The organism is Mycobacterium sp., assembly GCF_965229105.1.
In the GTDB taxonomy this organism is placed as follows: Bacteria; Actinomycetota; Actinomycetes; order Mycobacteriales; family Mycobacteriaceae; genus Mycobacterium.
This window is the reverse complement of the sequence record NZ_OZ245858.1, coordinates 2,700,029-2,724,075: the sequence shown is the minus strand read 5'-3', so window position 1 is coordinate 2,724,075 and position 24,047 is coordinate 2,700,029. Positions and strand designations below refer to the sequence as shown.

At 64.8% G+C, this 24,047-nt stretch carries 14 protein-coding genes and 1 tRNA gene; 2 read left to right on the top strand and 13 right to left on the bottom strand.

Annotated elements, in window-relative coordinates; all coding sequences use genetic code 11:
* Position 1 precedes the first annotated feature (1 nt).
* From ADBZ9O_RS12925 to lipQ, 5 genes are all read right to left on the bottom strand, one after another.
* A complete protein-coding gene (locus ADBZ9O_RS12925) occupies positions 2–2,032 on the bottom strand; it encodes a bifunctional copper resistance protein CopD/cytochrome c oxidase assembly protein (protein WP_526531775.1) in 2,031 nt (676 codons plus the stop codon).
* Entirely contained in the window at positions 2,029–4,410 is a 2,382-nt protein-coding gene (locus ADBZ9O_RS12920; protein WP_526531773.1) for a glycerol-3-phosphate 1-O-acyltransferase, read from the bottom strand. Before ADBZ9O_RS12920 ends, ADBZ9O_RS12925 begins: the two co-directional genes overlap by 4 nt.
* Entirely contained in the window at positions 4,407–6,053 is a 1,647-nt protein-coding gene (locus ADBZ9O_RS12915) for an HAD-IB family hydrolase (RefSeq protein ID WP_526531771.1), read from the bottom strand. Before ADBZ9O_RS12915 ends, ADBZ9O_RS12920 begins: the two co-directional genes overlap by 4 nt.
* Positions 6,053–7,531 (bottom strand): wax ester/triacylglycerol synthase family O-acyltransferase, encoded by a 1,479-nt coding sequence (locus ADBZ9O_RS12910; protein WP_526531769.1) that lies wholly within the window; start codon positions 7,529–7,531, stop codon positions 6,053–6,055. Before ADBZ9O_RS12910 ends, ADBZ9O_RS12915 begins: the two co-directional genes overlap by 1 nt.
* 204 nt (positions 7,532–7,735) lie before the next feature.
* Positions 7,736–8,980, bottom strand: coding sequence for an esterase LipQ (lipQ, locus tag ADBZ9O_RS12905; protein ID WP_526531767.1), 1,245 nt, complete (start codon positions 8,978–8,980; stop codon positions 7,736–7,738).
* Between the two features lie 271 nt (positions 8,981–9,251).
* On the opposite strand from lipQ, the gene ADBZ9O_RS12900 reads away from it, so the two are divergent.
* A tRNA-Arg gene (locus tag ADBZ9O_RS12900) sits at positions 9,252–9,324 on the top strand.
* Between the two features lie 32 nt (positions 9,325–9,356).
* On the opposite strand, the gene ADBZ9O_RS12895 is transcribed toward ADBZ9O_RS12900, so the two are convergent.
* Positions 9,357–11,687 (bottom strand): putative bifunctional diguanylate cyclase/phosphodiesterase, encoded by a 2,331-nt coding sequence (locus tag ADBZ9O_RS12895; protein ID WP_526531765.1) that lies wholly within the window; start codon positions 11,685–11,687, stop codon positions 9,357–9,359.
* Between the two features lie 281 nt (positions 11,688–11,968).
* Between ADBZ9O_RS12895 and ADBZ9O_RS12890 the strand changes: the two genes are divergently transcribed.
* Positions 11,969–13,309, top strand: a complete 1,341-nt coding sequence (locus ADBZ9O_RS12890; RefSeq protein WP_526531763.1) for a carboxylate--amine ligase — start codon at positions 11,969–11,971, stop codon at positions 13,307–13,309.
* A gap of 89 nt (positions 13,310–13,398) precedes the next feature.
* On the opposite strand, the gene ADBZ9O_RS12885 is transcribed toward ADBZ9O_RS12890, so the two are convergent.
* The 7 genes from ADBZ9O_RS12885 to ADBZ9O_RS12855 all read right to left on the bottom strand — a co-directional run bounded on the left by ADBZ9O_RS12885 (position 13,399) and on the right by ADBZ9O_RS12855 (position 23,645).
* A complete protein-coding gene (locus ADBZ9O_RS12885) occupies positions 13,399–14,682 on the bottom strand; it encodes a WS/DGAT domain-containing protein (RefSeq protein WP_526531761.1) in 1,284 nt (427 codons plus the stop codon).
* Positions 14,670–16,046 (bottom strand): lipopolysaccharide biosynthesis protein, encoded by a 1,377-nt coding sequence (locus ADBZ9O_RS12880; RefSeq protein ID WP_526531759.1) that lies wholly within the window; start codon positions 16,044–16,046, stop codon positions 14,670–14,672. Before ADBZ9O_RS12880 ends, ADBZ9O_RS12885 begins: the two co-directional genes overlap by 13 nt.
* A 15-nt stretch (positions 16,047–16,061) precedes the next feature.
* Positions 16,062–17,291, bottom strand: coding sequence for a glycosyltransferase family 4 protein (locus ADBZ9O_RS12875; protein ID WP_526531757.1), 1,230 nt, complete (start codon positions 17,289–17,291; stop codon positions 16,062–16,064).
* On the bottom strand, positions 17,288–18,406 hold the full coding sequence (locus ADBZ9O_RS12870; protein WP_526531755.1) for a glycosyltransferase family 4 protein: 1,119 nt from the start codon (positions 18,404–18,406) through the stop codon (positions 17,288–17,290). Before ADBZ9O_RS12870 ends, ADBZ9O_RS12875 begins: the two co-directional genes overlap by 4 nt.
* Positions 18,403–19,386: a glycosyltransferase family 2 protein gene (locus ADBZ9O_RS12865; protein WP_526531752.1), complete on the bottom strand. Its 984-nt coding sequence runs from the start codon at positions 19,384–19,386 to the stop codon at positions 18,403–18,405. Before ADBZ9O_RS12865 ends, ADBZ9O_RS12870 begins: the two co-directional genes overlap by 4 nt.
* 22 nt (positions 19,387–19,408) lie before the next feature.
* Positions 19,409–21,748, bottom strand: a complete 2,340-nt coding sequence (locus ADBZ9O_RS12860) for a hypothetical protein (RefSeq protein ID WP_526531750.1) — start codon at positions 21,746–21,748, stop codon at positions 19,409–19,411.
* 94 nt (positions 21,749–21,842) lie between these two features.
* A complete protein-coding gene (locus tag ADBZ9O_RS12855) occupies positions 21,843–23,645 on the bottom strand; it encodes a hypothetical protein (RefSeq protein ID WP_526531748.1) in 1,803 nt (600 codons plus the stop codon).
* Positions 23,646–24,047 lie beyond the last annotated feature (402 nt).

Below are 24,047 nucleotides of genomic sequence, written 5' to 3'. Positions count from 1 at the left end.
GCTAGTAGCGCTCACCGCGTTGCGCCGGATCCTGCTCCGACAGTTGCTTGAGCATCGCGTTATAGGCGACCAGATCGGCATCATCATCGCGATCGGCGGCTCGATCGAGTCGGGTCGCGGTGCGCCGATCGCTACGGGTCCACTGCACCAGCAAGGCGAGCATCACCACCACCAGTGGGACTTCGCCTGCCGCCCAAGCGATTCCGCCGCCTGTTCGTTGGTCACCGAGCAGATCGGTCTGCCAGCTCAGTTGCAGCGAGCGGTAGAACGTACCCGCGAGCACCGTGTTCATACTCATCAGCACGACCCCGAAAAAGGCGTGCAGCGGTAGCGATCCGAACACCATCGCCAGCTTGACGAGCGGTTGGATCGGCCGGGGCGTCGGATCGATACCGATGACCACCCAGTAGAACAGGTACCCCGACACCAGGAAGTGCAGATTCATCGCCAGGTGTGCCGCGTGGTTGCCTGCCGCGGCGTCGAAGATACCGCCGAAGTACAGCCCGTAGAAGCCGGCTACGAAGATCACCGTGGCGATGATCGGGTTGGTGAAGAACTGGGATATCCGGCTGTGGAGCGCCGCCAGCAGCCACTCACGCGGCCCCGGGGGGTCGCTGCGTCCTGAGGCGGGCAACGCCCGTAACGCCAGCGTCACGGGTGCGCCGAGGACCAGCAGTACCGGAGTCAGCATCGACAGCAGCATGTGGGCGGCCATATGCATGCTGAACATCACCGGCATGTACCGGCCGACACCTGAGGACGTCGCGAACAGCAGCACCGCACAGCCGCAGAGGAACGCCACCGTCCGACCAACCGGCCAGGCGTCGCCACGTCGGCGCAACCGGATCACCCCGGCGAGGTAGACCAAGGCCAGCACAATCGCCGCGGTACCGAAGATGAGGTCGAACCGCCAGTCGAAGAGCACCCGGGCCAGCGTGGGTGAGCCGGCGAAGTCGTAGCCGATCTCGACGGTCGGGATCGAGGGGTTGAACACTTCCGGCGGCGGCGGAGGTGTCCGGCCAAGAGCGACGGCGATACCGAAGGTGAGCCCGAAAAACCCGGCCTCGATCAGGGCCAGCCGCAGCAGCGGTCCGCGGGCATCGGGGTCTTTCTGCAACGCGACGAGGCCGCTGCGGCGTTGGCGCCAGCCGAGGAACCCCAACGCGCACAGTGCGATGAATTTGGCGATCACCAGGTAGCCGTAGCTGCTGTGCAGCAGGTCGGTGAGCTGGACGCGCACCAGGGCGTTCACCACCCCGGACAGCCCCATCGCGATGAAGCACCACAGCGCGACCGCCGAGAATCTGCGCGCCGCCAGCACGGTGTGCCCGCCCCCGCGCAGCGCGTGCACCAGCAGGGCCAGCAGGCCACCGGCCCATAGCGCGGCGGCGAACAGGTGGATGAGCAGGCTGTTGGTCCCGACGTCGTGTGAGCCGCCGCCCGCCGAGTGCCCGGTCAGGGCCAACGGCAGCAGCGTGATCAGGGCGGCAGCGCACAGGGCGGGCGTCCAGGCCCAGCGCAGCACGGGGATGCTGGCGATGGCGACCGCGGCAGCAAGGACAGCGGTCCAGCGCCATGCGGAAGCGGTTTCGATGAGGCCGGCCAGCGACCACAGGGTGGTCGGGCTCAGGTTGTCCAGCAGTGGCTGTCCAGATACGTCGGAGATGGCCAGCGGCACCAGCAGAGCAGCACACACCGCCCAGACGCCGGCGGCGGCTGTCCCCATCCGCAAGGCTCGGTAACCGGCCGCATCGAGCACACCGGAGTCCTGTGGCGGCACGAAGAACGCCGCGAACATGAATGATCCGACTGCCAGAACTGCCGCGATCTCTCCGGCAGCGCGGACGAAAGGCAGTCCGATTGTGGTGACGGGACCCGGGTCGGGCAGCCCGGTGGCAGTGAGCGCATCGGCGATCGACAACGCCGCCAGACCGGCCGCAGTGCATCCCGCCAGTAGGGCGACGCCGACCAGGATCGGCCACACCACGGACCGACCGCGGGTCACGGGGGCCGAATCAACCGATAGCGTCACCCGTCCAGCGTATTAGCCCTTGCTGTGTGACCGTTCGACTGGCTACGCGAGCGCATCTCACGTTCCCGGAACTGCTGGCCCGACATCGCGTGCACCCGGTCCATATCGCCGAGAATCCCGCGCAGCTCGAGCATGAAGGCTTTGCGCCGTTCGGCGAGGTCGGTTGCCGGTTCCAGTAGATGTTGATCGGCGGCGACCTGACGGGCGGTGGCGAACAGCAGCGCCGACACCGCTTCGTTGCTCCGCACGCGGGTCTGCGCGACGTATTGGCGACCGACCCCCAACGCAAGGTTGGTCAGGTCCTTCTCCGGGATCTCGGGGGGAGCATCGCGCAAGACGTCAGCGACGATCTCGTATGCCTCGAAGAAGGGTCGCAGCATGGCGTGCGCCATCAGGGGTTGTTTGTCGTGCAGCAGCGCGTCGATCTCCTCACCGCCGGCAGCGACGTGCGCTTCCCAGTCTTCTTGCCACGCCATCTCTTCGGCGAGATGCTCACGGAACGCCGCCGAATCGGCGAAGTAGAAGTCGAACTTCAGAAGGTCGCGCAGCCGCATCGCCTGCCGCCAGAATGCTTCCAACCGGTCCCCGTCGGCGCGGCGGGCATAGGCCAGAGCAAGTTCGGCGATCGAGGTCTCCAGGAACGCATGGATGATCGTATTGCGGTAGAACGCCGCCTCGTGCTCCTGCTCAGGCGCGATCTGCCAGACCGACTCTCGGCCGCCGTCGACGCGGGTGACCGGGTGCCGGTTGGACAGCGCGTCCAGAGCCGACCGGACGCCGTCGTTGGATCGCAGCCGCAGCGCGCTACCGGTCATCGGGGTCTGTTTGCGTTCCAGATAATCCAGCGAGTCCTGCAACGTGTGATGGACCTGATTCAATGTCAGCGCGACGTTGTGCGTGGTCAGCAGCAGCGCAGCGACCAGGCCGGTCGCGTTGATCGGGGTGGTGCGCAGGATGCGCCAGGCCACCTCGAACGCCATCTTCTGCATGGCCAGCCGTTTGGCATCTTCGTCATCGACCATCTCCCCGCCGGGTTCGCCGAGGTACTGGGCCATCGACACCGCTTCGGGGAAGCGGACATAGATCTTGCCGAAGTTCCGCTCACCCTGGGCTTTGATGAAGTTGTACAACCAGCCGACACCTTCAGGGGCTTTCTCGCCACCGCGGGCATAGGCGGCATACTCGGCGGTCTCGTGCAGCTGATCGAAGCTGATCGAAACCGGCTGCAGCAGGATGTCTTCGCTGCGGCCATCCAGGTAGGCATCGGCGACGTAGCTGAGCAGACCGAGCTTGGGCGGCAACATCTTTCCGGTGCGCGACCGGGTGCCCTCGATGGACCAGCTCAGGTTGAACCTCTTGGCGACGAGGTAACCGACGTACTCCTTGAGGGAGTATTTGTAGACGGGATCCGCGCCGATATTGCGCCGGATGAAGATCACCCCTGAGCGCCGCAACAGCGGACCCATCAGCCCGAACGACATGTTGATACCGGCGAACAGGTTGGCCCGCGGCAACTGGTTCTCCTGCAGCGCGACCGCCAGCACCGCGCTGTCGAGGTTGGACCGGTGCGACCACAGCATCACCGCCGGATGGGTCTCCAGGGCGTGGCGCATCGAGTCGACCTGCTCGCGGTCGTAATCGATCTTGGGTTCGAAACCGCGGCTGTAAATCAGGCGCGACAGCGTCGGGATCAGGTCGATGGAGAATCGGCTCCACCCGGTGGCCAGCTCGTCGAGGATCTTGCCCGCCGCCTCGATGGTTCCACCGGGAATTTCTGCCAGCCCGGCCCGGAACCGCGCCGACTCCAGCATCTCCGGCTTGACCAGGCGCGGCGATTTGTACTCTGGCCCGAGCATGCGGTATTCGATGCGTTCGATAGCCAGGCTGGCCCGGCGCAGGACGAACCGGGCGAACTCGCGCGGGCTCTCCCCCACTGTCGTGTCCTGCCATAGCTGGCGCAGCTCGGACACCTTAGCCGCTTCGCCGGCAACGACTTTCGCGCGAGAGGCGTCTTTACGCAGGATGCGTCGCTGCAGCAATTCCGGCGGGCGGTAGGTGTCGCGCCCTGATAGCCAGCCGACCACCTTCACGCGGGTCGGCAACCCCGCAGGCACCCAGAACACCCGCACCGGAACCACGGACCGGTCCTCACCGGCCTCGAGCTCAGCTACCAGGCGGGCGACGACGGCCGGCGGCGGCTCGTCACCGGGCAGTTCGAGTACGTCGATCTTGGAACCGGGATGGGCGGAACGCTGCTCACGCAACCAGTCGTTGAGCAGACCTGCCTCGGCAGCGGATGACACCGACGCCAGCACCAGCACGTCATCGGACGTGCTGGCGGCGACGACGTCGTCGGAGGTGTCGGTGCGGTTCGTCACGGCCGACCCCGCACGGCTTTGTTCACACCTTTTTGAGCCGGAACTTCCTTAGCGGCAGCCTTTTTGGCCGCCGCCTTCTTCACAGGAGCCTTCTTCGCAGGAGCTTTCTTGGCGGGCGCTTTCTTGGCGGGCGCCTTCTTGGCCGGCACCGTCTTGGCCGGCGCCCTGGTGTACAAGTCCGGGACGGGCAATTCGCCCTCTGGCCAGTCGAGCAGGGTGTCCAGATACAGTTGACGCACCTCGGCGATCCGCTCGCTGAGGTTTTCCGGGGTCCAGTCGGCGACCGAAATGGGCGGGAAGACAGCAACATCCACTGTTCCGGGATTCATGCTGGTGGAGTCCTTGGCCGCGATCACCTGTGCGTTGCGGATGACCACTGGAATGATCGGGACACCGGCCGCCATCGCTATCCGGAACGGCCCCTTCTTGAACGGGCCGACTTCGACGGTGTCGTAGCGGGTGCCCTCGGGGGCGATCATCACCGAGATGCCCTTCTTGGCCAGTTCCTCGATCTTGCGCAGCCCTTCGACTGCCGCCTTGGGATCGTCGCGGTCGATGAAGGCGGCGTCCAACACCCTGCCGATCGTTCCGACGAGCGGGTCCTTCTCCAGCTCTTTCTTTCCGACCGAGGTGAAGTTGTCTCGGATCAGGGATCCGGTGATGAACGGGTCGAAGTTGTTGCGGTGGTTGAAGATAAACACCGCGGGCCGCTGTGCGGTGAGGTTCTCCTCGCCGATGACATTGATGTTCACCCCACTGGCTGCCAGCAGCAGATTCGACCAGTTGTTGGTGAAGAAGTTCACCCCGCGTCGCCGATTGCGGGTGAGCAGGCCCCAGCCGATCGCACCGGCCGCCACGGGAAACATCGTCCCGACTCCGGCCAATGTCCGGATGGGACCGCTGATTCCGGTGCCGGAGCGGCTGCTGAACCTCAGGATGGGCCAGCCTCGCCGGTTGGCGACCGCGGCCATCTTGCCTTCAGGGTTGGTGGGTCGGGGGTTGCCCACCAGGTACATCAAGGCAACGTCTTCGTCACCGTCGGCGTAGAAGTAGCTGTCCTTGAGGTCGATACCGCGTTCAGTCGCGAATTTCTGTACGGCATTGGCCTTTCCGGGTCCCCACAGGATCGGCTTGACGATCCCGCCGGTGAGCAGTCCGTCATCGTCGAGCTCGAACCTGTTGGTCAGCGTGTTCGGGATGCCAAGGAAACGGGCCACCGGTTCGACCTGGATGGTCAGTGCCGATGAGCTGAGACAGACGGTGTGACCCTGGGCCAGATGGGCGTGCACCAGATCGCGCATCTCGGGGTAGACCCGGGCTTCGATCTTGTCCTTGAACAGCCGCTCTCCGACCTCGTCCATATCGCTGAGATGCCGGCCGCGCGACACTTTGGCGGCCTGGTTGATCAGGTCATCGAACTCCGAGCGCCCCAACTGGTGGTTGAGGCCGGCCTGGATCATGCCGATCATGTCGCCCAGGCCCAGTTCACGGCTGCGGAACTGCTCCTGGGTAAGGATGACGCCGGTGAAGCCGGCGACCAGGGTGCCGTCGAGATCGAAGAAGGCGCCGATCTTCGGACCTGGCGGGCTGGCCTTGATCTCGGCGATCGAGCCGGGTAGTCGCAGGTCTTTCGCTGGTGCCATCAGCTCACCGATCCGTTGGTCGAGGGGTCAGGGCTGCTACCGGTGGCGGCTTCAGCCGCCGAGAACGACGCCGGCGTCGACCGGGGTGCCGGTTCGCCCGCCAGGGCGAGTACCTCGTCGAAACCTGCCTGTAGGCAGCGGGCGAACAACGCTTCTCTGGTGATCGACGCCCTGTCGTAACGCGCGGTGATCGTGACAAAGCCGCTGCGCGAGACCAACACCACCATGATGGCGATGCCCGGTAACGGCCCAAGTCCGTACTGCCGCAGCACTTTTGCTCCAGCAATGAAAGTGTCCTCCTGGAACACCGGCACATTGCTGGCCTGCACGTCCGAGCCGATCACCGAACCTGTCATGGCTTCGAGCACCGCCGAGGGCAGCAAGGACAGCACCGGCGCGATCGAGCCGAGCATATCGATGGCGGATTCCTCGCGGCGCTGGATCATCTGTGCCCTGATCTGCTGGATCCGGCTGGCCGGGTCGACGACACCGACCGGGGCGGCGAGGTTCACCCCGGCGAATCTGTTGCCGCCGGACGGGTCGGCATCGGAGCGCAGGTTCACCGGTACTGCCATCGGCAATGTCTCGATCGGAATCCCCAGCGCCTCGTGGTAAAGCCGCAGTGCACCACACACTCCCGCGAGGTAGGCATCGTTGATCGAGCCACCGGCCGCCTTCGCGGCCTGACGCAGATCTGAGAGCCGCATATCGATCGCCTCGCTGCGGCTGGACAGACTGCGCCGGCGCAGCAGCGGCGACGGCTCAGCGGCCCGGCGCATCACCCGGGTACCCGATGACGCGTACTCCAGGATCCCCGAGACTGTGGAGCCAGGATTGCTCAGCGCTTTACCTACCGTGCCGATCGTGCCGGTCAGAGCGTCACGCAGCCCGCCGGCGATCGCGCCAGGAAGCCCATTGATGCCCAGGCGCATCAGGTCGTTGGCAGTCAGGTCCTCGGGAATCGGCATCGGCGGTGCGGGCTGGACTTCGGGATCGCGTTCGAGGTTGTAGATCGTCGAGAACATCTCGACGCTGCCGACACCGTCGGACACGGCGTGGCTCAGGTGCAGCAACTGCGCGGCCTGACCGTCAGCAAGGCCCTCGATCAGCGTGACGCTCCACAGCGGGCGTGAGATGTCCAGCGGTGACTGGAGGATGACCTCGGCCATATCGAAGACCTCACGCAAGGTGCCAGGCTCGGGGACACGGACGCGGCGCACGTGAAAGTCGAGGTTGAAATCAGGGTCTATCACCCAGCGCGGTGGGGCCGTCGGCAGCGTCGGTGTGACCACCTTCTGGCGCAGCCGCGGAATTCTGCGGGAGGCGTTTTCGAAGTTGGTGCGGTAGCGCTCCCAGTCGGGGACGGTGTCCAGCAGTTCCAGCGCCATGATTCCAGACCGAGTCCGCGGGTTGGCCTCACCGCGATGTAGCAACTGATCAACCGCGCCAAGCTCGTCGCGACCTCCGGCATCACCCACGGTCGGCTCCGATCTGCGACTTGCTCGTCACTCAAACCCTCCAGTCACGTCCCCATCCCTCTGCGGTGCGAGCACCACGCTAGTCCGCTGCGCGCGACGACGGGAGTCAATTGTGCGGATCGGAGATGTCAAAAAAGCGTCAAATCGCTTCTCCGCGAAATATTCTGGCGGCCTGCCGAATTGAGATTTTCTGGCCGCGAAATTTCAGCCTGCCGGGGCGGCAAACGCCTCGATCGAATTGGCCTCTGCCGCGATGTGCCTGCCATAGGTGACACCGAGGAACTGAGCGACGGCGTTGGCGACCAGCTGTGAGCGAACGGTCGCGACCATGTCAAAAGCGTGGTGCGCGTTGGGCAGTTCGGCATATGCCACGGTTTCCGCACCGGCGCCGTGCAAGGCGGTCGCGAAGGACCGGCCCTGCGCGCTGGGGATGACCGCATCGTCTTGGCCATGCAGAACAAAGAATGGCGGCGCGTCGTGGTGGGCGTGAAAAATCGGCGATGCCGATTCATACATTGCCCGATTATCGGCGAGGCGGGCGCGCATCACGAATTGCTCCAGGAACGGCAACATCAATGGGTGCATCTGGCTGGCATCGGTCAGGTCGTAAGCACCGTAGTAAGGCACCGCCGCCTGGACAGTGGTATCGGCATGTTCGAAGCCGGGTTGCAGGCCCGGGTCATTGGCGGTCAGCGCGGCCAATGCACCGACGTGCGCGCCTGCGGAACCGCCGGTGATGGCGATGAAGTCCGGGTCGCCGCCGTAGTCGGCGATGTTCTCGCGCACCCAGGCGATGGCGCGCTTGACGTCGACGATATGGGCGGGCCATGCGCTGCGCGGGCTCCGGCTGTAGTTGATCGAGACGCAGATCCAACCGAGCTCGACCATCCGGCTCATCAGCGGGTAGGCCTGGCCACGTTTATCGCTGATCGCCCAGGCACCGCCGGGTACCTGAATCAGCACCGGGGCACGGCGACCGGCGACCTGTTCGGGCATCCGCCAGATATCGAGCAGATGGTCCCGCCCGTTCGGGCCGTACGCGATGTTGGTGGTGTGGGTGGCGTAGCGACGCCGGTGCTGGGTGGCGTGCCACAGGCCGGCCACGGTCGGACGGCGGGCGGCGAGGGTGACCGGGTGCTCGACCTGCGTCGCGTAGTCCGCCCCGAAGGTGTCGGTCAGCGCAGTGGTGAGGACCGTGTCGGCACGCTGCGCGGCCAGACCGGCGGTGATCTGTTCCAGTTGCGACGCAGGAATGGCCGAGAGCGCATGCCCTGTCACCACCCGCGCGGTGAACTCGCGCGACGCCCAGCCGGCAGCCCATGCTGCGACCTGCGGGCAGCCACGCACCAGCAGCGAAGCCGCGCGGAACGTATCAACTGGATGGGCGGCCAGACTCATCGCGTCTGCATACGCCTGTGAACAACGAGCTGCCACGCTCATCGCACGCACCTTCGCACTGGGAGGACGGGCATCGTCGCCCGACTGTGGACACCGCCGACTGCCTGGAGCCGTGTCGCGGATCACATTAACCAAAGACGGGCCGTCTCCACACCTTTTCCGGGTCGCGTGGCGCGCTGCGGAAAGGTCACGATTTGTGCTCGACACGCTGAACTCGCGTTGCCGCCAGTCGGCGTGCACTTTGGCCATGCCCAAAACGCCATTTATCCTTCGTGTGATGTCTAGCCATCGACCCCGAGGCCAATAGGGTGAGGTGACACTGGCCCCCGTAGCTCAGCGGATAGAGCAACCGCCTTCTAAGCGGTCGGTCGCAGGTTCGAGTCCTGCCGGGGGCGCTTCGGTGGCATCAGCTGGCGGCGTGTCCGGATCAGATGCCGGCGAGGGTGCGGGGCTCCCCCGAGCGTCGCTTCAACAATTCGATCAACTCACCGGATGCGACGGGCGGGCTGTAGAAGTAACCTTGCCCCATATCGCATCCGTATTCGGCAAGGCGGGCGGCGGTTTCAGCATCCTCGACACCCTCAACGACGATGACCAGACCCAGGACGTGGGCGAGTTCCACCACCGCCCGCACAACCGCCGCGGCTCGCTCGTCAACCAAGATCGGCGCAATGAAGTCCCGGTCCAGTTTCACCTCGTCGATGGGTAGATCGCGCAGATAGGACAGCGCCGAGTAGCCACTGCCGAAATCGTCGATCGCGATTCGAATTCCGTTCTGCCGCAACTTCTCTAGAACCAATTGAGTTCGTTCTAGGTTATCGAGGAACAGGTCTTCGGTGATCTCTACGCTGAGCGCAGACGCACTGAGACCTCGGTCGGCCAACGCTGTGGCGATACTCGCAGGCAAGCTGAGGTTGGATAGCGACGGCGCGAAGATGTTGACAGCCACCGGCACGTCAACCGATGCTGCACGCCACGTCACGGCGTCGTCGAGAGACTTGTTCAACACGAACTCGGTGACCGCTCCCATCAGTCCGTGCCGGCGCACCAGTGGCAGAAACTCTGCTGGACCGAGCAGGCCCCGCTCGGGATGCGGCCAGCGAAGCAACGCCTCCACTCCCACAATCTTCCCCGTCCGCAAGTCAAGCTTCGGCTGATACACCAATGTGAGCTCAAATTGACCGATGGCCCGACGCAGTTCCGCGAGTAAGTGCACTGGTCCGGCCCCACTGGTGCCGCGCGGGGACGGGGCGCGGCGCAGTAGGTTCTTGTCGACGACTCCCAGCGATTCCATCTCCAAACTGAAGGTCTGCACGCCCCGGGTCCGCGACCTCTTAGCTGCGTACATCGCCAGGTCGGCACGGCTGAGCAACACCGCTGCGGAAACCTCGGGCTCGTCCGGCTCCGCGACCGCAAGACCGATGCTCGGATGCATCGCCAGCTCGTGGCCGGCGACCTCGAACGACTGGTCGAATGCTTCCGCAATCCGGTGGGCGAGAAGATGCGAGTGATCGTCCGTGCCAACGATCAACACCGCGAATTCATCGCCGCCAAGCCGTGCGACGGTGTCGCCGGCCCTGACGCAACCGAGAATCCGCTCACCGGCGCGATTCAACAGCTCATCTCCCGCTGGATGGCCGAGAGTGTCGTTCACGAGCTTGAAGTCGTTGAGGTCAAGTGCAATGACTCCGACAGAAAGGCGATCGCGGTCGCGCAGCTTCATGGCCTGGTTGAGACGGTCATTGAAGAGCATGCGGTTGGCCAACCCGGTGAGCGGATCTCGCAGCGCCTGCTCAGCTACCGTCGCCAACAGGCGGCGGTTCTCGCTGACGGCCAGGAACTGCCGGCACAGGACGGCAGCCACGAGCAGAGCGCCGATGGCCTCGACCGGTCCACTTTGCATGATCCTGGGCGGGTTAGCTGCCGCGACGATCGCCGCCAAAAGCAGTGGCGCGTAAGGCAACCATATCGATGCCCAGCCGGGTAGTCCCGCCGCACTTTGGTCGTAATGCGCGTCCTCCCTACCGGCGGCCGCGGCGACTGTGATGAAGAGTAAACCAGCCGCCCAACCAATGTCGATCGGATTGCCTGAAGCGTATTCGTCCCTAGCAGCCAGATAGCTAAACGTGCTGTCCGACAGCGCGATACAGGCCATTCCCACGGTCAGCAGCGTGAGGGCCAGACGCTGGGCCGTGCCCGCTTTGACCAGGACGACGGCGGCCACGGTGAGCAGGACGACATCGGAAACCGGATAGGCCAACGAGACGATGAGTTCGAGCCGACTGTTCGCACCGGCTTCGTACACTGCGCCAAGGATCGTCACCCAGCTCACCAGGAACAAGGATCCCGCCACGATCAAACCGTCGAGGAAGAGGCGGCCGATGGAATGAGTGGTGTACTCGGCGGGGAACAGAAGTAGGGCCAAACACGCGCCGACGGGGAGCACCAGGTACGCAGCGTCGGCGACGGTTGGGAACGGCACCTGGTGCAGTTTGAGCTCGAAGTAGGTCCAGATGAGTTCGCCGATGGCCCAGCCGAGTACGCCAACCATCATCGACAACCAGGCGGCACGCAGTCTGCCATGGGTGGCACCAGCTGCCAGACCCGTCAACACGACGGCTACCACTGCGAGGACCAACAGAACGATGTCATCGATAATCTTGAGCGTCGTTCCCGACGACCAACCACCAAGGATCCAGACTGCGATGGCGGCGAAAGTAACGGCTGCGACGGCGGCGACACGTGCAGTCCTGAGCACCGGCAGCCCCCTGCCCTCCACCACGTCAAAATGACGTTGCCATCAGCTTAGCTACGGCCTAGGCATCGATTCTCGATAACGGAAGAACACGTGCTGCCCCGCCGGTTCGCGCTCACATGGCGAGCTGCCGCACCCTGATCCACCCAGTCGAGCACTGTCCAGTCCCGGACGTCCATTACCTGCAACGCCACCAACGTGTTTCGAGGCGAGAATCAGTATGGATTCGTTCTAGAAGCGAGGAAGCCGGTGAAGTTGAGTGCCGCAAGTGCCACAATCCGACCATGGCCGTCGACCCCGCAAGGCCTGGACCGCTCTATCGGCGCCAGGGCCGACGCTCCCGGATGGAACGGCTCCTTGACCTGGTACCGCGCCTGGACCGATCTGGACCCTGTTCGGGACTCGACACCACTCTGCCGGCCCTGGTGCTGTGGGTCTCGCCCTTTCCGCTCCAACACGGCTGCCTGGGCATATTTCGCAGTCTCGGCCGAGCCGGAGTCCCGGTATACGCGGTGGTCGCCAATAGTGATGCGCCCGTTGCCCGGTCCCGCCATGTCATCGGCACGAGCCTGTCGCCGCCTGATTGGCGCGACACGCCCGCCCATTTCGTCGATCACCTCGTGGACTTCGGGCGCCAGTTGGGCAGACGTTCGCTGATCGTGTGCACCAGCGACGAGATGGCGGTACTTGTCGCCACCCATCGCGACATTCTCGAGGATTTCTTCGTACTGCCTCATGTAGCGCCGCACCTCCCCGCCGAGTTGGCCGACAAACGCACGCTGCACGACCTGTGTCAGCGCCACGGTGTCGCGACCCCGCAATCTGTGTTCATCGACTCCATGCATCAACTGCAGAGCGTCATCGATGACCTGAATCCACCTGTAGTGGTGAAAAGCACGGCACTTCGCGGCCAAGCCCAGAGCGTGGAAAACACCACCGTCGTCCCCACCCGCTCGGACCTGATGGATCTGGCCCGAACATGGACGGAGCCGTTTCGCACACTGATCCAGGAGTACATTCCGGACGAGGCGTCCGAGGACTGGTTCGTTCATGGGTACTGCGACGCAGATGCCGTGGCGCGGGTTGTCTTCACCGGCAGGAAGGTGAGATCCTGGCCCGCTCGCGGCGGCTCCACAGCCGCCGGCTTCACGGCGGCCAACACCGAGCTGGCCCAGCTCACCGCTACCTTTTGCGCGAAGGTGGGCTACCGCGGGATCTTCGACCTCGACTGGCGCCGCGACCTCCGTACCGGGCAGTACAACCTGTTGGACTTCAACCCCCGAGTCGGTGCCCAATTCAGGATGTTCGAAGACGACGCAGGGATCGACGTTGTGCGGGCGATACATCTGGACCTCTCAGGGCGAGACATCCCGTCCGGCAACATGATCGAGGGAGAGCGGTTCATCGTCGAGCCGTGGGACGTAGCCAGTCTGATCGCCAACAGGCGTCAACCCATACCGTGGGCTGGCGGGTTCGGCCGGCCGCGAGCGGCATGGCTCGCCGGCGACGACCCGTTGCCGGTCGTGGCGACAGTCCTGCACCAGGCCCGCCTGTCGATCAAGGCACGCCTACCGGGAGTCCCATACCGCCGAGCTACGGCGCCCGCCCACCCTGACAACAAGTAGCCCGCAGAGATGACAAACGGGTTGCACTGCCCATGTGAGCCAAGGTATTCGATACTCTTGGCCCGTGGCCGTCGGCTTGCGCTGGTGTCCTACGGGCGCAGACTAGCTGACAGGCGGTCGAGGTAGTCGTCGATATCGGTGATGATCGACTCGGTGGTGTTGACACTGATCGCGATCATGTCGCCGATGCCGTGCACCCCGTGCGTCAGGCCGAGATTGGTTGTGAGAAAAGGATATCCAGCGGTCATGATCACCGGACAACCACCGAAATTGAGATCAGCTGGTCCGCGATTGACACTGGAGACCACTGTGTGGGCCATTACCGTGGAAGGTTTCGCCCGCGTCGCAAACCAGCGCAGCAACGGCCCCGGCAGCGCAGCCAACGCCAACTCGTCGGCGGCAAACGATGGATGCAGGCGCCGGCGTTGGCAGACTTCGAGCTCGGCGGCGATCAGAGTCGCCCGTTGATCCTTCGCGGTGGTTTCGGGATGCAGCCTGATGAATTCAGGCCCAGAGTGGTTACGCGCATGGGCGACACCGGGTTTGGTCATCGGTACGAGTGCGGTAAGTGCCGACACATCCTCGCCCCGCTCGCGCAGGTAACCGGACAGCGCCTCAGAGATCGCGACGAGGGCTCCCACCGTTGCCGACGGACCGGGCAGCTGCGTCCGGTGTCGGACGAACGTACGCAGGATGGGTGCGCCGGTCGGCTCGTCGTTGATGCTGAGTGCCGGCACCGGCGCCGGCGGAGGTGGAATGGCCCCGGTCTCGGTATCGCGGACCAGCTGCCGGCGCCGCCGGACGGCTTCGACGACACGGGCGACCCGCCCACGGACCGGTGGTGCCGTCAAGGCTGGCAGCTCCGCGGTGCGCCCGAACAGGATGCCCGCCAAGGCCGCAGAACGTGTGCCATCGGCGAACGCGTGGCTGATCTGGACGATGATCACCGTCGACGGTTGCCCAGGGCTGGCCGGCACGCCGCGTACCCCGATGAAAACGTGAACCCGCCACAACGCCTGCCGGGGGTCGAGTTGTTGCTGCTCGGCCAGGCGGCCGAAGGTCTTCAAGCATCCCGACCAGTCGCGCTCGTCGGAGCTGTGCACGACGATCTGCCCAGGGTCGACATCCGCCGACACCCACTCGGGAAATCCCAGGTGGACATGGCGATAGCCGGCTCGCAATCGCAGTTCCGGACACGATCGAGCGCGGGCGAGAACCTCCTCGACCGCCCGCTCGACGGAGGGTGGGCAGCCAGCGAACCCATAGACCAACAACTGGTCGGTATGGCGATCTTTCGCAAACAGATACCACGCATCGGCGGGTGCTATCCGAGAAATACCGGTCCGAGAATCCGTCGCCGTCAGCTGCCGCATTCGTTCGACCCTCCCTGACTGTCGGCCACATGCGCTTTCAGCTCGAGGCGGCCCCGGTAGGCACGCCACACCAGGGGCCCGCAGACCAGGGCCTCCAGCACCACCGCAGCCAGCCAGCCCAGACCGAGTCCGGTGAGCCCACCACGCGAAGCGCCGATCGCCGCCCCGACCAACTCCCCCACGCCCAGCGCGCCGATCAGGATCGCTTCGCGCCCCACCGTTCTGGTGACCCGCGCCAGGGCCACGTGGTGGTCCTTGATGATCAGCCCAAACCCGCCCAAGCACATCAGAATGAGCGCCGCACGACCATTGGCGGCATACTCGGCGCCGAAAATGCGCAGCACCCAATGGCCGAGCAGAAGGACCGCGAGATTGGCGGCGGTGCAGATGAGCAGGGCCGAGCGCAGCGTGAAACGAAACTCCATGACGAACGTCCGGGAATCACGCGAGCCGGAAGCGAACAGTGCCGTCGCCAACGCAATAGGCACGTAGAAAAGGAACCCGGCCACCGACCACGTCGCATAGAGATAGGCGGCCTGCTCGGAGCCAAGGATGACGTTGGCCAGGATCGGCATGGCGAAGAAGGGCGTGAACAACGCGATGTTGAGCATGTGGTGTTTGGCTGCGTCGAAATGCAGTCCACGTAGGACCGACAGCCTGGGCATGATCCGACGGACCGTTACCCGGTATCGGAGCATCAGCACGACGGTGACCACCACGACCGAAACGATGTTGGCGACGAACCAGCTGGCAAAGATGCTGAGCGAGCCGAACCGGGCCAGTGTCAGCGCCATGACGATCAGCAATACCAGCTTGACGATCGCTTGAATTGTATTGCGGCCAAGCTGCATTCCACCGCCGATAAGACTCAGAAGCGCCTGGTCGAGCATGTACCCGATGCCTTGGGTCGCGACAGCGATGGTGAAAAGGACGGTGATGCCGACGTCCCTGCCGATACCGGGCAACCCAAGGAAGTCACTGGGCAAGGTGAACGCACAAAGGAGAGCGACGATGGTTCCGACCACCCCGCTGACCAAGGCGGCGGTGGCGACCAATTCGGCGCGGCCCTCACGCATGGCGGGGAGCTGGGTCACCAGCACCGTGCCCAACCCGAGCACGGTAAACGGCGCGATGAGGCTCATCGCCGCGATTGCCGTCGCGGATTCACCCACGTCTACCGCCGCGAAGGCTCTGGCAGCAACCGCCCAGTAGATGAATCCGAGACCCGAGGTGACGATCGACGTCGAGACCAGCGCGGCGGCACTGCGGAGCAGGAAGCGGAGCTTGTTCCTATGCTCGGCGTGAATTTCATCGTCGTTCATCGCGCCGGCATCGTCGTTGCCGGACGTGCCAGCATTTGTCATTTCATTTACCGAAACCTACGCGCCGGCAACGGCGTCGGCGTACATCTGCTCGATGCGTTGCACCACGGAACTCACGGTGAACTGGCGGGCGCGGTCCCGTCCCGCCACACCGAAGTCGTGTGCGGAGTCAGGATCGCCCAGCACTGAGACGATCGCCTGGGCAAGCGCGGCGGCGTCACCCGGTGGCACCAGCAGGCCGGTAACGCCATCGACGACCATGTCCAGGATGCCTCCCGATGCGGCGGCCACGACAGGCCTACCCGCCGCCATGGCCTCGAGGACCACGGTCGGGCACGGGTCGGCCCACACCGAGGGGACGACCACCAGTCGGGCCGTCCGGAACAGTGTCACGACGGCGTCGTGCGGCAGTGGACCCGCCCAGTGGGCCCCGGGCGGAAACCGCCATGCGGTAGGAGACGCGGAGCGGCCGGCGAGCACGAGGGGCGGGGCAAAACTCAGCCGCTCGTAGGCGTCGAGGAGCGTCTGCACCCCTTTGTCCGGACTGAGGTCGCCGACGAACAGCAACGGCGCATCCGGCGCTGTCGGGGGGATTTCATCGAGGACGATCTCGTCGGGGATGAAGTTCGGGATGACCCGCGCATCGAGCCCGGCGTTATGCAACCAGCGATTACCGCGGAGCGCGACGGCGTCGCCGACGGCACTGCTGACCGCCGCGGCATCGGTGATACGTTTCGCTCTACGGCGCGCCGACCACACGTTCCCGACCAACGTGACCGTCCCGTTGACACGGCCGTAATGTGCTGTGGCGCAGGATAAGCAGCGTGACCGCGCCGGGCCGGGGCACCTTGCCTTCCCGTGTTCCATGAGTCGCTTCGTCGCGCACATGTGGCTGTAATCGTGGAGCGTCATGACCAACGGCACCTTGGCGCGCGCCGCGGGACCCAGTGCGCTGTTGACGATCCAGTTGTGCGCATGCACCACGTCGTAGTCTCCGGCGGAGAGCTCGTGGCGGATCGCGCGGCTGACCACGGGATCGGGCACGGGTAGCGCATGTGGGCGCGTCGGATCGCTGTAGAGCACTGGCAGCCGAGAGGCCGCCGTGCGGACCCGCACCACCCGAACACCTTCCGACACGGCTTCGCCGGGTTCGTCACCGCCCGTGGCGAATCCGAGCAGGGTGACATCATGCTTCCGGAATGCCAAGGCCCGGGCCAGATTCCAGACGTGCCGCTCCTCGCCGCCGGATACCGGCGGTAGGAACTGAGCCAGCAGCAGGATCTTCACGCCCTCACCTCCTGGTACAACCGGAGAAGGTCCTGCGCGCAGTCATCCCAGGTGGGCACATGCGGCGGTGCCGTGCGCGGCGCCGCCGCCAAGGCGAGCGTCGCGGACGCGACCTGTTCGGGCGACGCCTCAAGTGCGACGGTGGTGACAAGCCCGTCGCGTCCGAGTTCAGACAACCCCGAGGTATCGGCAACGAGCACCTTGCTTCCGGTGCCCAGCGCCTCCATCACCGCGACCGGATGGGCTTCATATTCGCTGAGCAGGCACACCACGTCGGCATTGCCGACGATATTGCCCATATCGGCGCGCTCGTCGGGACCGAAGCTGCGGATAGTCAGTCGGTCGGCGACACCGAGTTCTTCGGCCATGTCTTGCAACGGTTGCTTATAGGGGCCACCTCCGATCAGGACCAGCCTGGCGTCAGGTTTCCGCGCCAAAATGGCCGGCATCGCCTGCAGGATTCGGTGGTGGCCCTTGTAGCGCTCCAACCGGCCGACAGAGATGACCAGCGGGTCGCCCGGCGGTTTGGGCGTCGAAGGATCGAAAGGCAGCGGATCGCAACCGTTCCTGATCAAGCGGATGCTCGATTCCGGGACGCCGAGGGTGCTGGCGAAATTCTTGCGTTCGAATTCGCATACGGCCACCAGCGCCGCGGCCGAGCGCAACAATGGCGCAAGTAGCTTCCATTGCAGAGGGCGCAACTTTTCTCGCAGGCCTGACGAATTTCCTCCGGTGTGAAATGTCAGAACCGACGGGACGCCCGCCCGCCGCGTTGCCGCCAGTGCCATCGGCGCTACGAGCGAGTGCACGCCCTGGATGTGCACGACGTCATAGTCGTGGGTGTTGCGGAGATGGCGCGCAAGTCCGGGCGCAAAGTAGTAGTCGCGGGAGCGCGGGTAGGCCGGCCATCGCCGAATTCGGTAGCCGGACAACGACTCCTCGCTCGGTAGCGCGCCGGAGGTGTCGGTAGTCAGCACCGTCACCTCCACACCGTCCACAGCGGCAAGTCGGCGGCTGACCTCATGCACGTGGGTCTCGATACCCCCCATCAGCGGCAGCGCTCTCGCACACGCCATCGCAACACGAAGTGGGCGTTGCCTTTCCGGCTCGTTCATCGTGATCCCCCTCGTAATCTGTGCCGCAGCCCCGTCAGCACGCCCACCACGTAACCCACGGTGGTGTAGGCCAAGCCGATGACTATGGTTGCTGCGGTCTGAAGCCCGGCGAGGTCACCGCGGAGCGCCCGGCCGAGCCCGCGCAGCACTCCCAGCGGAAGCGCCACGGTCGAATACGTCCACTCGGAGGCGAGCCCGGTTCCGACTCCGACACTGTCGGTGACCTGCGCTTTCGACAGCCCCTCGGAGTAGCAGCGGGTACGGAAGTACGCGAAGGTCTGCCGCGGGGCCGGCACGCGGTGCCGGACCCCGGGTTGGTCGTCGTAGAGGAAGACTCCATTCGGTCGCGCCTTGCCTGCCCGAATGCAGAACTCGGTTTCCTCGCATCCGATGGGCCGTTGCACGGTCGCCGATCGACCGATCCCCGTGACGAATCCGCCGTCGGCGAAGAGTTCGCGCCGAAAGGAGGCGTTGGCGCCGATGAGGTTCCGGACGACGCCGGCCCGCTGACCGATGTAGTTGCAGCCGATCACCCAGTCGAATTCGGGCGGCCACCACTTCGGTCGTCCGGTCGCCCAAGCGGGATCGATCCGTCCGCCCACCCCGAGGACATTCGGGTCGGCATAGTGGCGTGCGAGGCCCGCGAGCCATCCTGGTTCCGCTGCGGCATCGTCGTCGAGGAAGATGATCACCTCGGCGTCGGTGATTTCCACCCCGGTGTTCCTGGCTCCTGACAAGCCGCGGGCGTTGTGATTGGCCACGATCCGGACATCGGGAAGTTTCTCGGCCAGCCGGGCCTGTAGCTGCGGATTGTGGTCCACCACCACGATGAGGTCGTGGGGCGGCGGTCGCTGCGACTGCACCGAGGCAATCGCCTCGAGCGTCTCGTCCCACCGGTCCTCGGTGTAGGCGCAGATCACCACCGTGCAGGCAGGCAGAGTAACTCCGCCTTGCTCGTGCCCGACAGGGTTGGTCAGCATGGTCGAATACTTCTCCAAACTGTCAGCCTGGTGGGGCGTTCGGCGATATATGCACCGCTTTCGGGTCATCAAGAATTTGCCGGACACCGATAATGTCGCTTCTGGCAGCGTCGTACACCGACACCGCCACGATGAGGGCCAGCGGTAGGGCCAAAAGTCCCCAAAAACGAACTCGCCGTGGGGTGACCGTGGCTGCGGCGCGCCGCACGACGGCGGCGGTCCGATGAGGGGCGCAGAGTACGACGACGATCGCAGCCGCGCCGAAGACGAGTGGAGTCAGCCAGATTCCCATCAGAATCATGGCTGCCGACAGGACGCTCGTCATGGCCAAGGCGATCGCGCCGACAAGGGCGGGCCCGGCGGCGCGGCGTAGCCTGCCGACCGTCTTGACCACGCGGGGCCAGATCGGGCTACGAGGGACGAACGCGAACAGGAGTCCAAAGAGCAGGCCTAGCAACAACTGTCGCGCGAGACTGACCGACGGGGTTTCCCCGTACCAGCCGTTGCGCTGCTCCGGCACGCCGAGCTCCTTCAGGTCGTAGATCGATATCGGTCCATGCCGGTAGATCTCCTTGATCCCGGGCACCGTGTCGAACTTGCTGAGTTGGGCGTCCGTGAGTTTCAAGTGGCCGTCGCCGGGCTCGCCGCTTTCGAAATAAGATCCGAAATGAGGCAGCTCGAGGGCGAGCCGGCGATCGACGTAGAGGAAACGCAATCGCAGACTGCGAATGATGTCCTGCTCCGTCAGCCCGAATTCGTCTGCAAAGTACAGCGGCGGCGCGGAGACGCCGTTCGCCTTCATCACCGGCCATACACCGGCCTGGGAGGCCAGCAGGTCTGAGCCGACCCGGTCGCCGACGATGCGGCTGCCTGCGGGCAGTTCGTCGCGAGCCCACCTGGCGGCTGCGAGGACTTCGGCGTCCATCGACCGGGTGTCGGCGGCAACCAGGTAGGGACCGGGTAGCCGGGCCCAGAAGGGCCCGGCGCCCAGCACGAAGCCGGCGACGAAGACTCCCGAGGCGATGATGACCACCAGCAGGCGTGTCATCCATGGTCGGCGGCTCAGGCCGACGCGGTCGCTCGCGGCTGTCGAAATCGTCTGCAACCGCGCTCTCAGCCGTCCCGGAGGCCTGGTCGGTGGGTCACGGGAGTCCGGCCACCACAGCCGGATGGCGAAGATCGCGACGGTCAGTGCGAGCGCGAAGAAGAGAAAACTGCTTCCTCGGTCGAAGAGCTCGCCGCCCTTGGGGAGCACGCGTGCTGCCATGGTCACCGGGATCAACGCGGACAGCATGAAGACGAACAAGCGGGGACCCCACCGCAAGATCTGGCGATCACCCCGTCGCCACCAGTACAAGGCGAGCATCGCCAACGCCGTCACCACCAACACCACCGCCGCGGCGTAATAGAGAAGCAGGAGGGTGTCCCGAAATGGTGTGGGCGTTCCCGCCGAGTCCTTGAAGGCCTCGCGCTTCTCGCCTTTCGCGGCCGACCCGGTCACGTCATCGATGATGGGACCGAAGTACTCCTCCAGAAGTGCGCGCTGCACGATCATCCAGGCCACCGTCGTCGCTATGGCAGCCAGCGCGCCGTACAGGACGCGCAACCTGGCGGGCCCCCGTTGAACGAGCGTCCACAGGAGCAGGAACGCCATCGTGACGAAACCGGTCACGTGATGCGACATACCGGCGCAGAACAGGCAGACCGTCGCACCGAAGAACAGCGGGAGCGGATCGTCGGACCAGCGTGAGCGGGCAATGAGGCTGACCCCCGCCAGGGCCAGCGGGATAGCCAGCGTCTGGTAGGAGAACTGGGAGTTGAAGAAGATGAATTGAGGCCCCAGCGCGTACACCGCGACGGCCAGTCCGCCGGCCCGCATATTGCCGGTCAACTGCTCGACGGCATCGCACAGCACTGTGACCAGTACGACACGGCACACAAAGACGACGATCACCGCTGACGCCATCGTCGGGATGCCGGTCTGATGCACCAGCACGGTGATCGTCTCGATGCCCGGGTACCGCGGGCTGACCTGCAGCAGAGGGTTAGCTTCGAAGAGTCGGTGGGACGACAGAATGTCACCGAGCGTGCGCATATGGAGTTGCTCGTCGAATCCGGTGAACAGCAGCGGATTGGTGGTGCGCCACATCAACGTAGGCACGACGCCGAGGCAGAGCACAGCGGTGTTGCGTGCCCGTCGGGTCAGCTGCGGGCTGATGAGAACCCAGAGCGCGCTGCCGTACACGATCGCAAACCCGGCAAATCCCAACAGCGCGGCCTCATAGCCGTGACTCCGGCGCGCCAGATACACGGCGCCGACCTGGAGGGCCAGCCCACACGTCTGCCAGACCAGGAGGATCACACGGTAATCATCGCGTTTATCAGTACGGCAACGACTCAAGCCGTGCGCAAGGTGTCTGCGAAGCGGAATCACTACGTCGCCGTCCGCCGTCCAACTACGATCGGCGGGCCCTCAACTTCAGCAGTATCAGGACGGCACCGACCGTTGCGGCAGCCACCACACCGCCGGCGATCCACCAGACCAAACCGAACCCGCCATCTGCGCTGCTCGATGCCCCCTCTGCCAGGAGGTCGGTGACCGGGATGGGAATGGCCACCGGCAACTGGCCGGGGACCGAGATGATCGCCCTGCCGTTCAGCCCTGGCCATCGTTGCGGATCGCTAGACAGCCACGTCAGCAGTTCGTCGAGCTGCGCGGCCGAACCATTGGACGTCGCGATCAGTACCGTGCGTTGCCCGTCGAACACGACCTGCAGCGATCCCACCTCCATCGCGGGCTCCAGGGTCAGCGTCACGAACGTGCCGTCGCCGTCGAAGCCCTTGACGGTGATCTGCCCGTTCTCCGCGGTGATCGGAAGTCCGATCGACTTCTCCGTCCAGTTATCCGCTTCGATCAGAATCGCCGGGTCCTTGCTTCCGACAGCCTCCTGGAGGCTGGTCACCCGGGTCACAATGGGCACCGAGCTGAACCGCTGGAGTCCCACCATGATCTGGGCTGCGCGCACGGTGTCGGCAAACGCATCCTCACCGATGCCGATCTGAACGGACGGCATCAACGCCTGGGGCAGTGACGTGAGCCCGGGCGGCAAAGGCGGTCTGGATGTGCCGGCGACCTGAACTTCGGTGCTGCCGTCGATCCTGAGAGTCAGCGGCAGGTAGGCGCCGCAGTATCCAGCGTCGCCGGTGGTGTGGACCGAAACGGTGAGGCTGGTGCTGCGCTTCAGCAAGCGGTCTGGAATGTCCACCCAGTGGTCGATGGTCGCGTTGGCTTCACTCGGCCATCGACCGATCGTCTCCCCGCCGACCTCGGCGGTCACCTCAGCGCCGAAATCAGGTGCAAGGGGCGTGTACGAGCCGAGCAGATGCACCCGCACCCCCTGCAGGGCGTGACCGAACTTGCTTTGATCGAGATCGATTCCCACCTCCGGCCAGAGCCCTATCGAGGTGAACTCACCCATACCCATTCCTGCCAGCGTCGTAGTGTCGCCGACGATCTTCTGCTTGGTTTCCAGCGGTCCGGCTATCGTTTTGCGAGTCAGCGCGAGATTCACTGAATCGTCGGTCAGCAACCGCGCCTGGTTCGTGAGTTCATCGCCCGGCCCCGAAACCAGCAAGGCAGGAACGCCTGGGCCGCCCTGCAGTGAAAGTCCTTGGTCTGGACCCTCTTTGATGATGATCTGCCGCTCCAGGGGTGCCGATGGGCCAGGCAGTGTGGTCGCGCCTTCGGCGAGGGGTACGACGGCGTACTCCCTCTTCGACCCGCCATAGCGGGCCTGGACGGCGGCGATCAATTGCACTGCCGCATTGGATTCCGCCCGTGACGGCTTCGGCGGCAAGGCGACCGTCAGCTTGCGAAGCACCGGCGGCAGGAATGCGGCGACGGTGGTCGGTGCGGTTTCAGTTCCGGCGAATGTGACCGCGCCGTCGAAGATTTGCACTGGATTCAGCGCATCGAAGCAATACCCGTCGACCGGGAGGATGGTGGACGTCAACGTGAGACTCACATAGTTGCCGAAGACCTGCGTTCCGGCGAGTGGGATGTTCACCGGAGCGACGTCCGGGGGGCCCACAACGATCCTGCTGATGAACCTGTCGTCCTGGGTGACGGTCAGGCTGCCGAATCGAGCGGGCGTCGGCAGCTTGAGAGTCGCGGTCAGCGAGACAGGTATCAGTCCCACCGGGACTGGAAACGACAGTGTCGCAGTGGTGGTCTGCCGATCCCCCTTGAACGTCAGCATTGTGGAGGAGCCCAAGTCGGCAAGGGAAATCGTCGGAGAATCGAGGAGAGGACCGCCGCCGGATGGTTCTGCGATTGCGCACGGCGCCACCCAGATAAGCATTGCGAAGACCCCAGCAAATGCTCCAAGGCGACGCAGCAGATTATCCACTCCCGAATGGTAGGCAATCCAGCGCCATGTCATCGACGATTATGAATCTTCGTCTCTCACGAACTTCGAAGCGACGAAGGTAATCACGCTGCCCGACGGCCGCTGGGACGAGCGACGGTGCTTGCTGATTTTCACACCTGGGTCATAGTTGTCCGCACCGAGTATTAGACTCGACCCAGTCGTTTTCGGGGACGATGGCGACTCAGGCTTTTACGGTCCCGGATCTTTCGCTTGGGTTTGCGGAGAGCAGCC

Excerpts from the sequence above, each read along its gene's own strand:
- ADBZ9O_RS12915 (WP_526531771.1), bottom strand. The coding sequence starts at position 6,053 with ATGGCACCAGCGAAAGACCTGCGACTACCCGGCTCGATCGCCGAGATC.
- ADBZ9O_RS12890 (WP_526531763.1), top strand. The coding sequence starts at position 11,969 with ATGGCCGTCGACCCCGCAAGGCCTGGACCGCTCTATCGGCGCCAGGGC.
- ADBZ9O_RS12885 (WP_526531761.1), bottom strand. The coding sequence starts at position 14,682 with ATGCGGCAGCTGACGGCGACGGATTCTCGGACCGGTATTTCTCGGATA.
- ADBZ9O_RS12880 (WP_526531759.1), bottom strand. The coding sequence starts at position 16,046 with ATGACAAATGCTGGCACGTCCGGCAACGACGATGCCGGCGCGATGAAC.
- ADBZ9O_RS12870 (WP_526531755.1), bottom strand. The coding sequence starts at position 18,406 with ATGAACGAGCCGGAAAGGCAACGCCCACTTCGTGTTGCGATGGCGTGT.
- ADBZ9O_RS12865 (WP_526531752.1), bottom strand. The coding sequence starts at position 19,386 with ATGCTGACCAACCCTGTCGGGCACGAGCAAGGCGGAGTTACTCTGCCT.
- ADBZ9O_RS12855 (WP_526531748.1), bottom strand. The coding sequence starts at position 23,645 with ATGCTGACGTTCAAGGGGGATCGGCAGACCACCACTGCGACACTGTCG.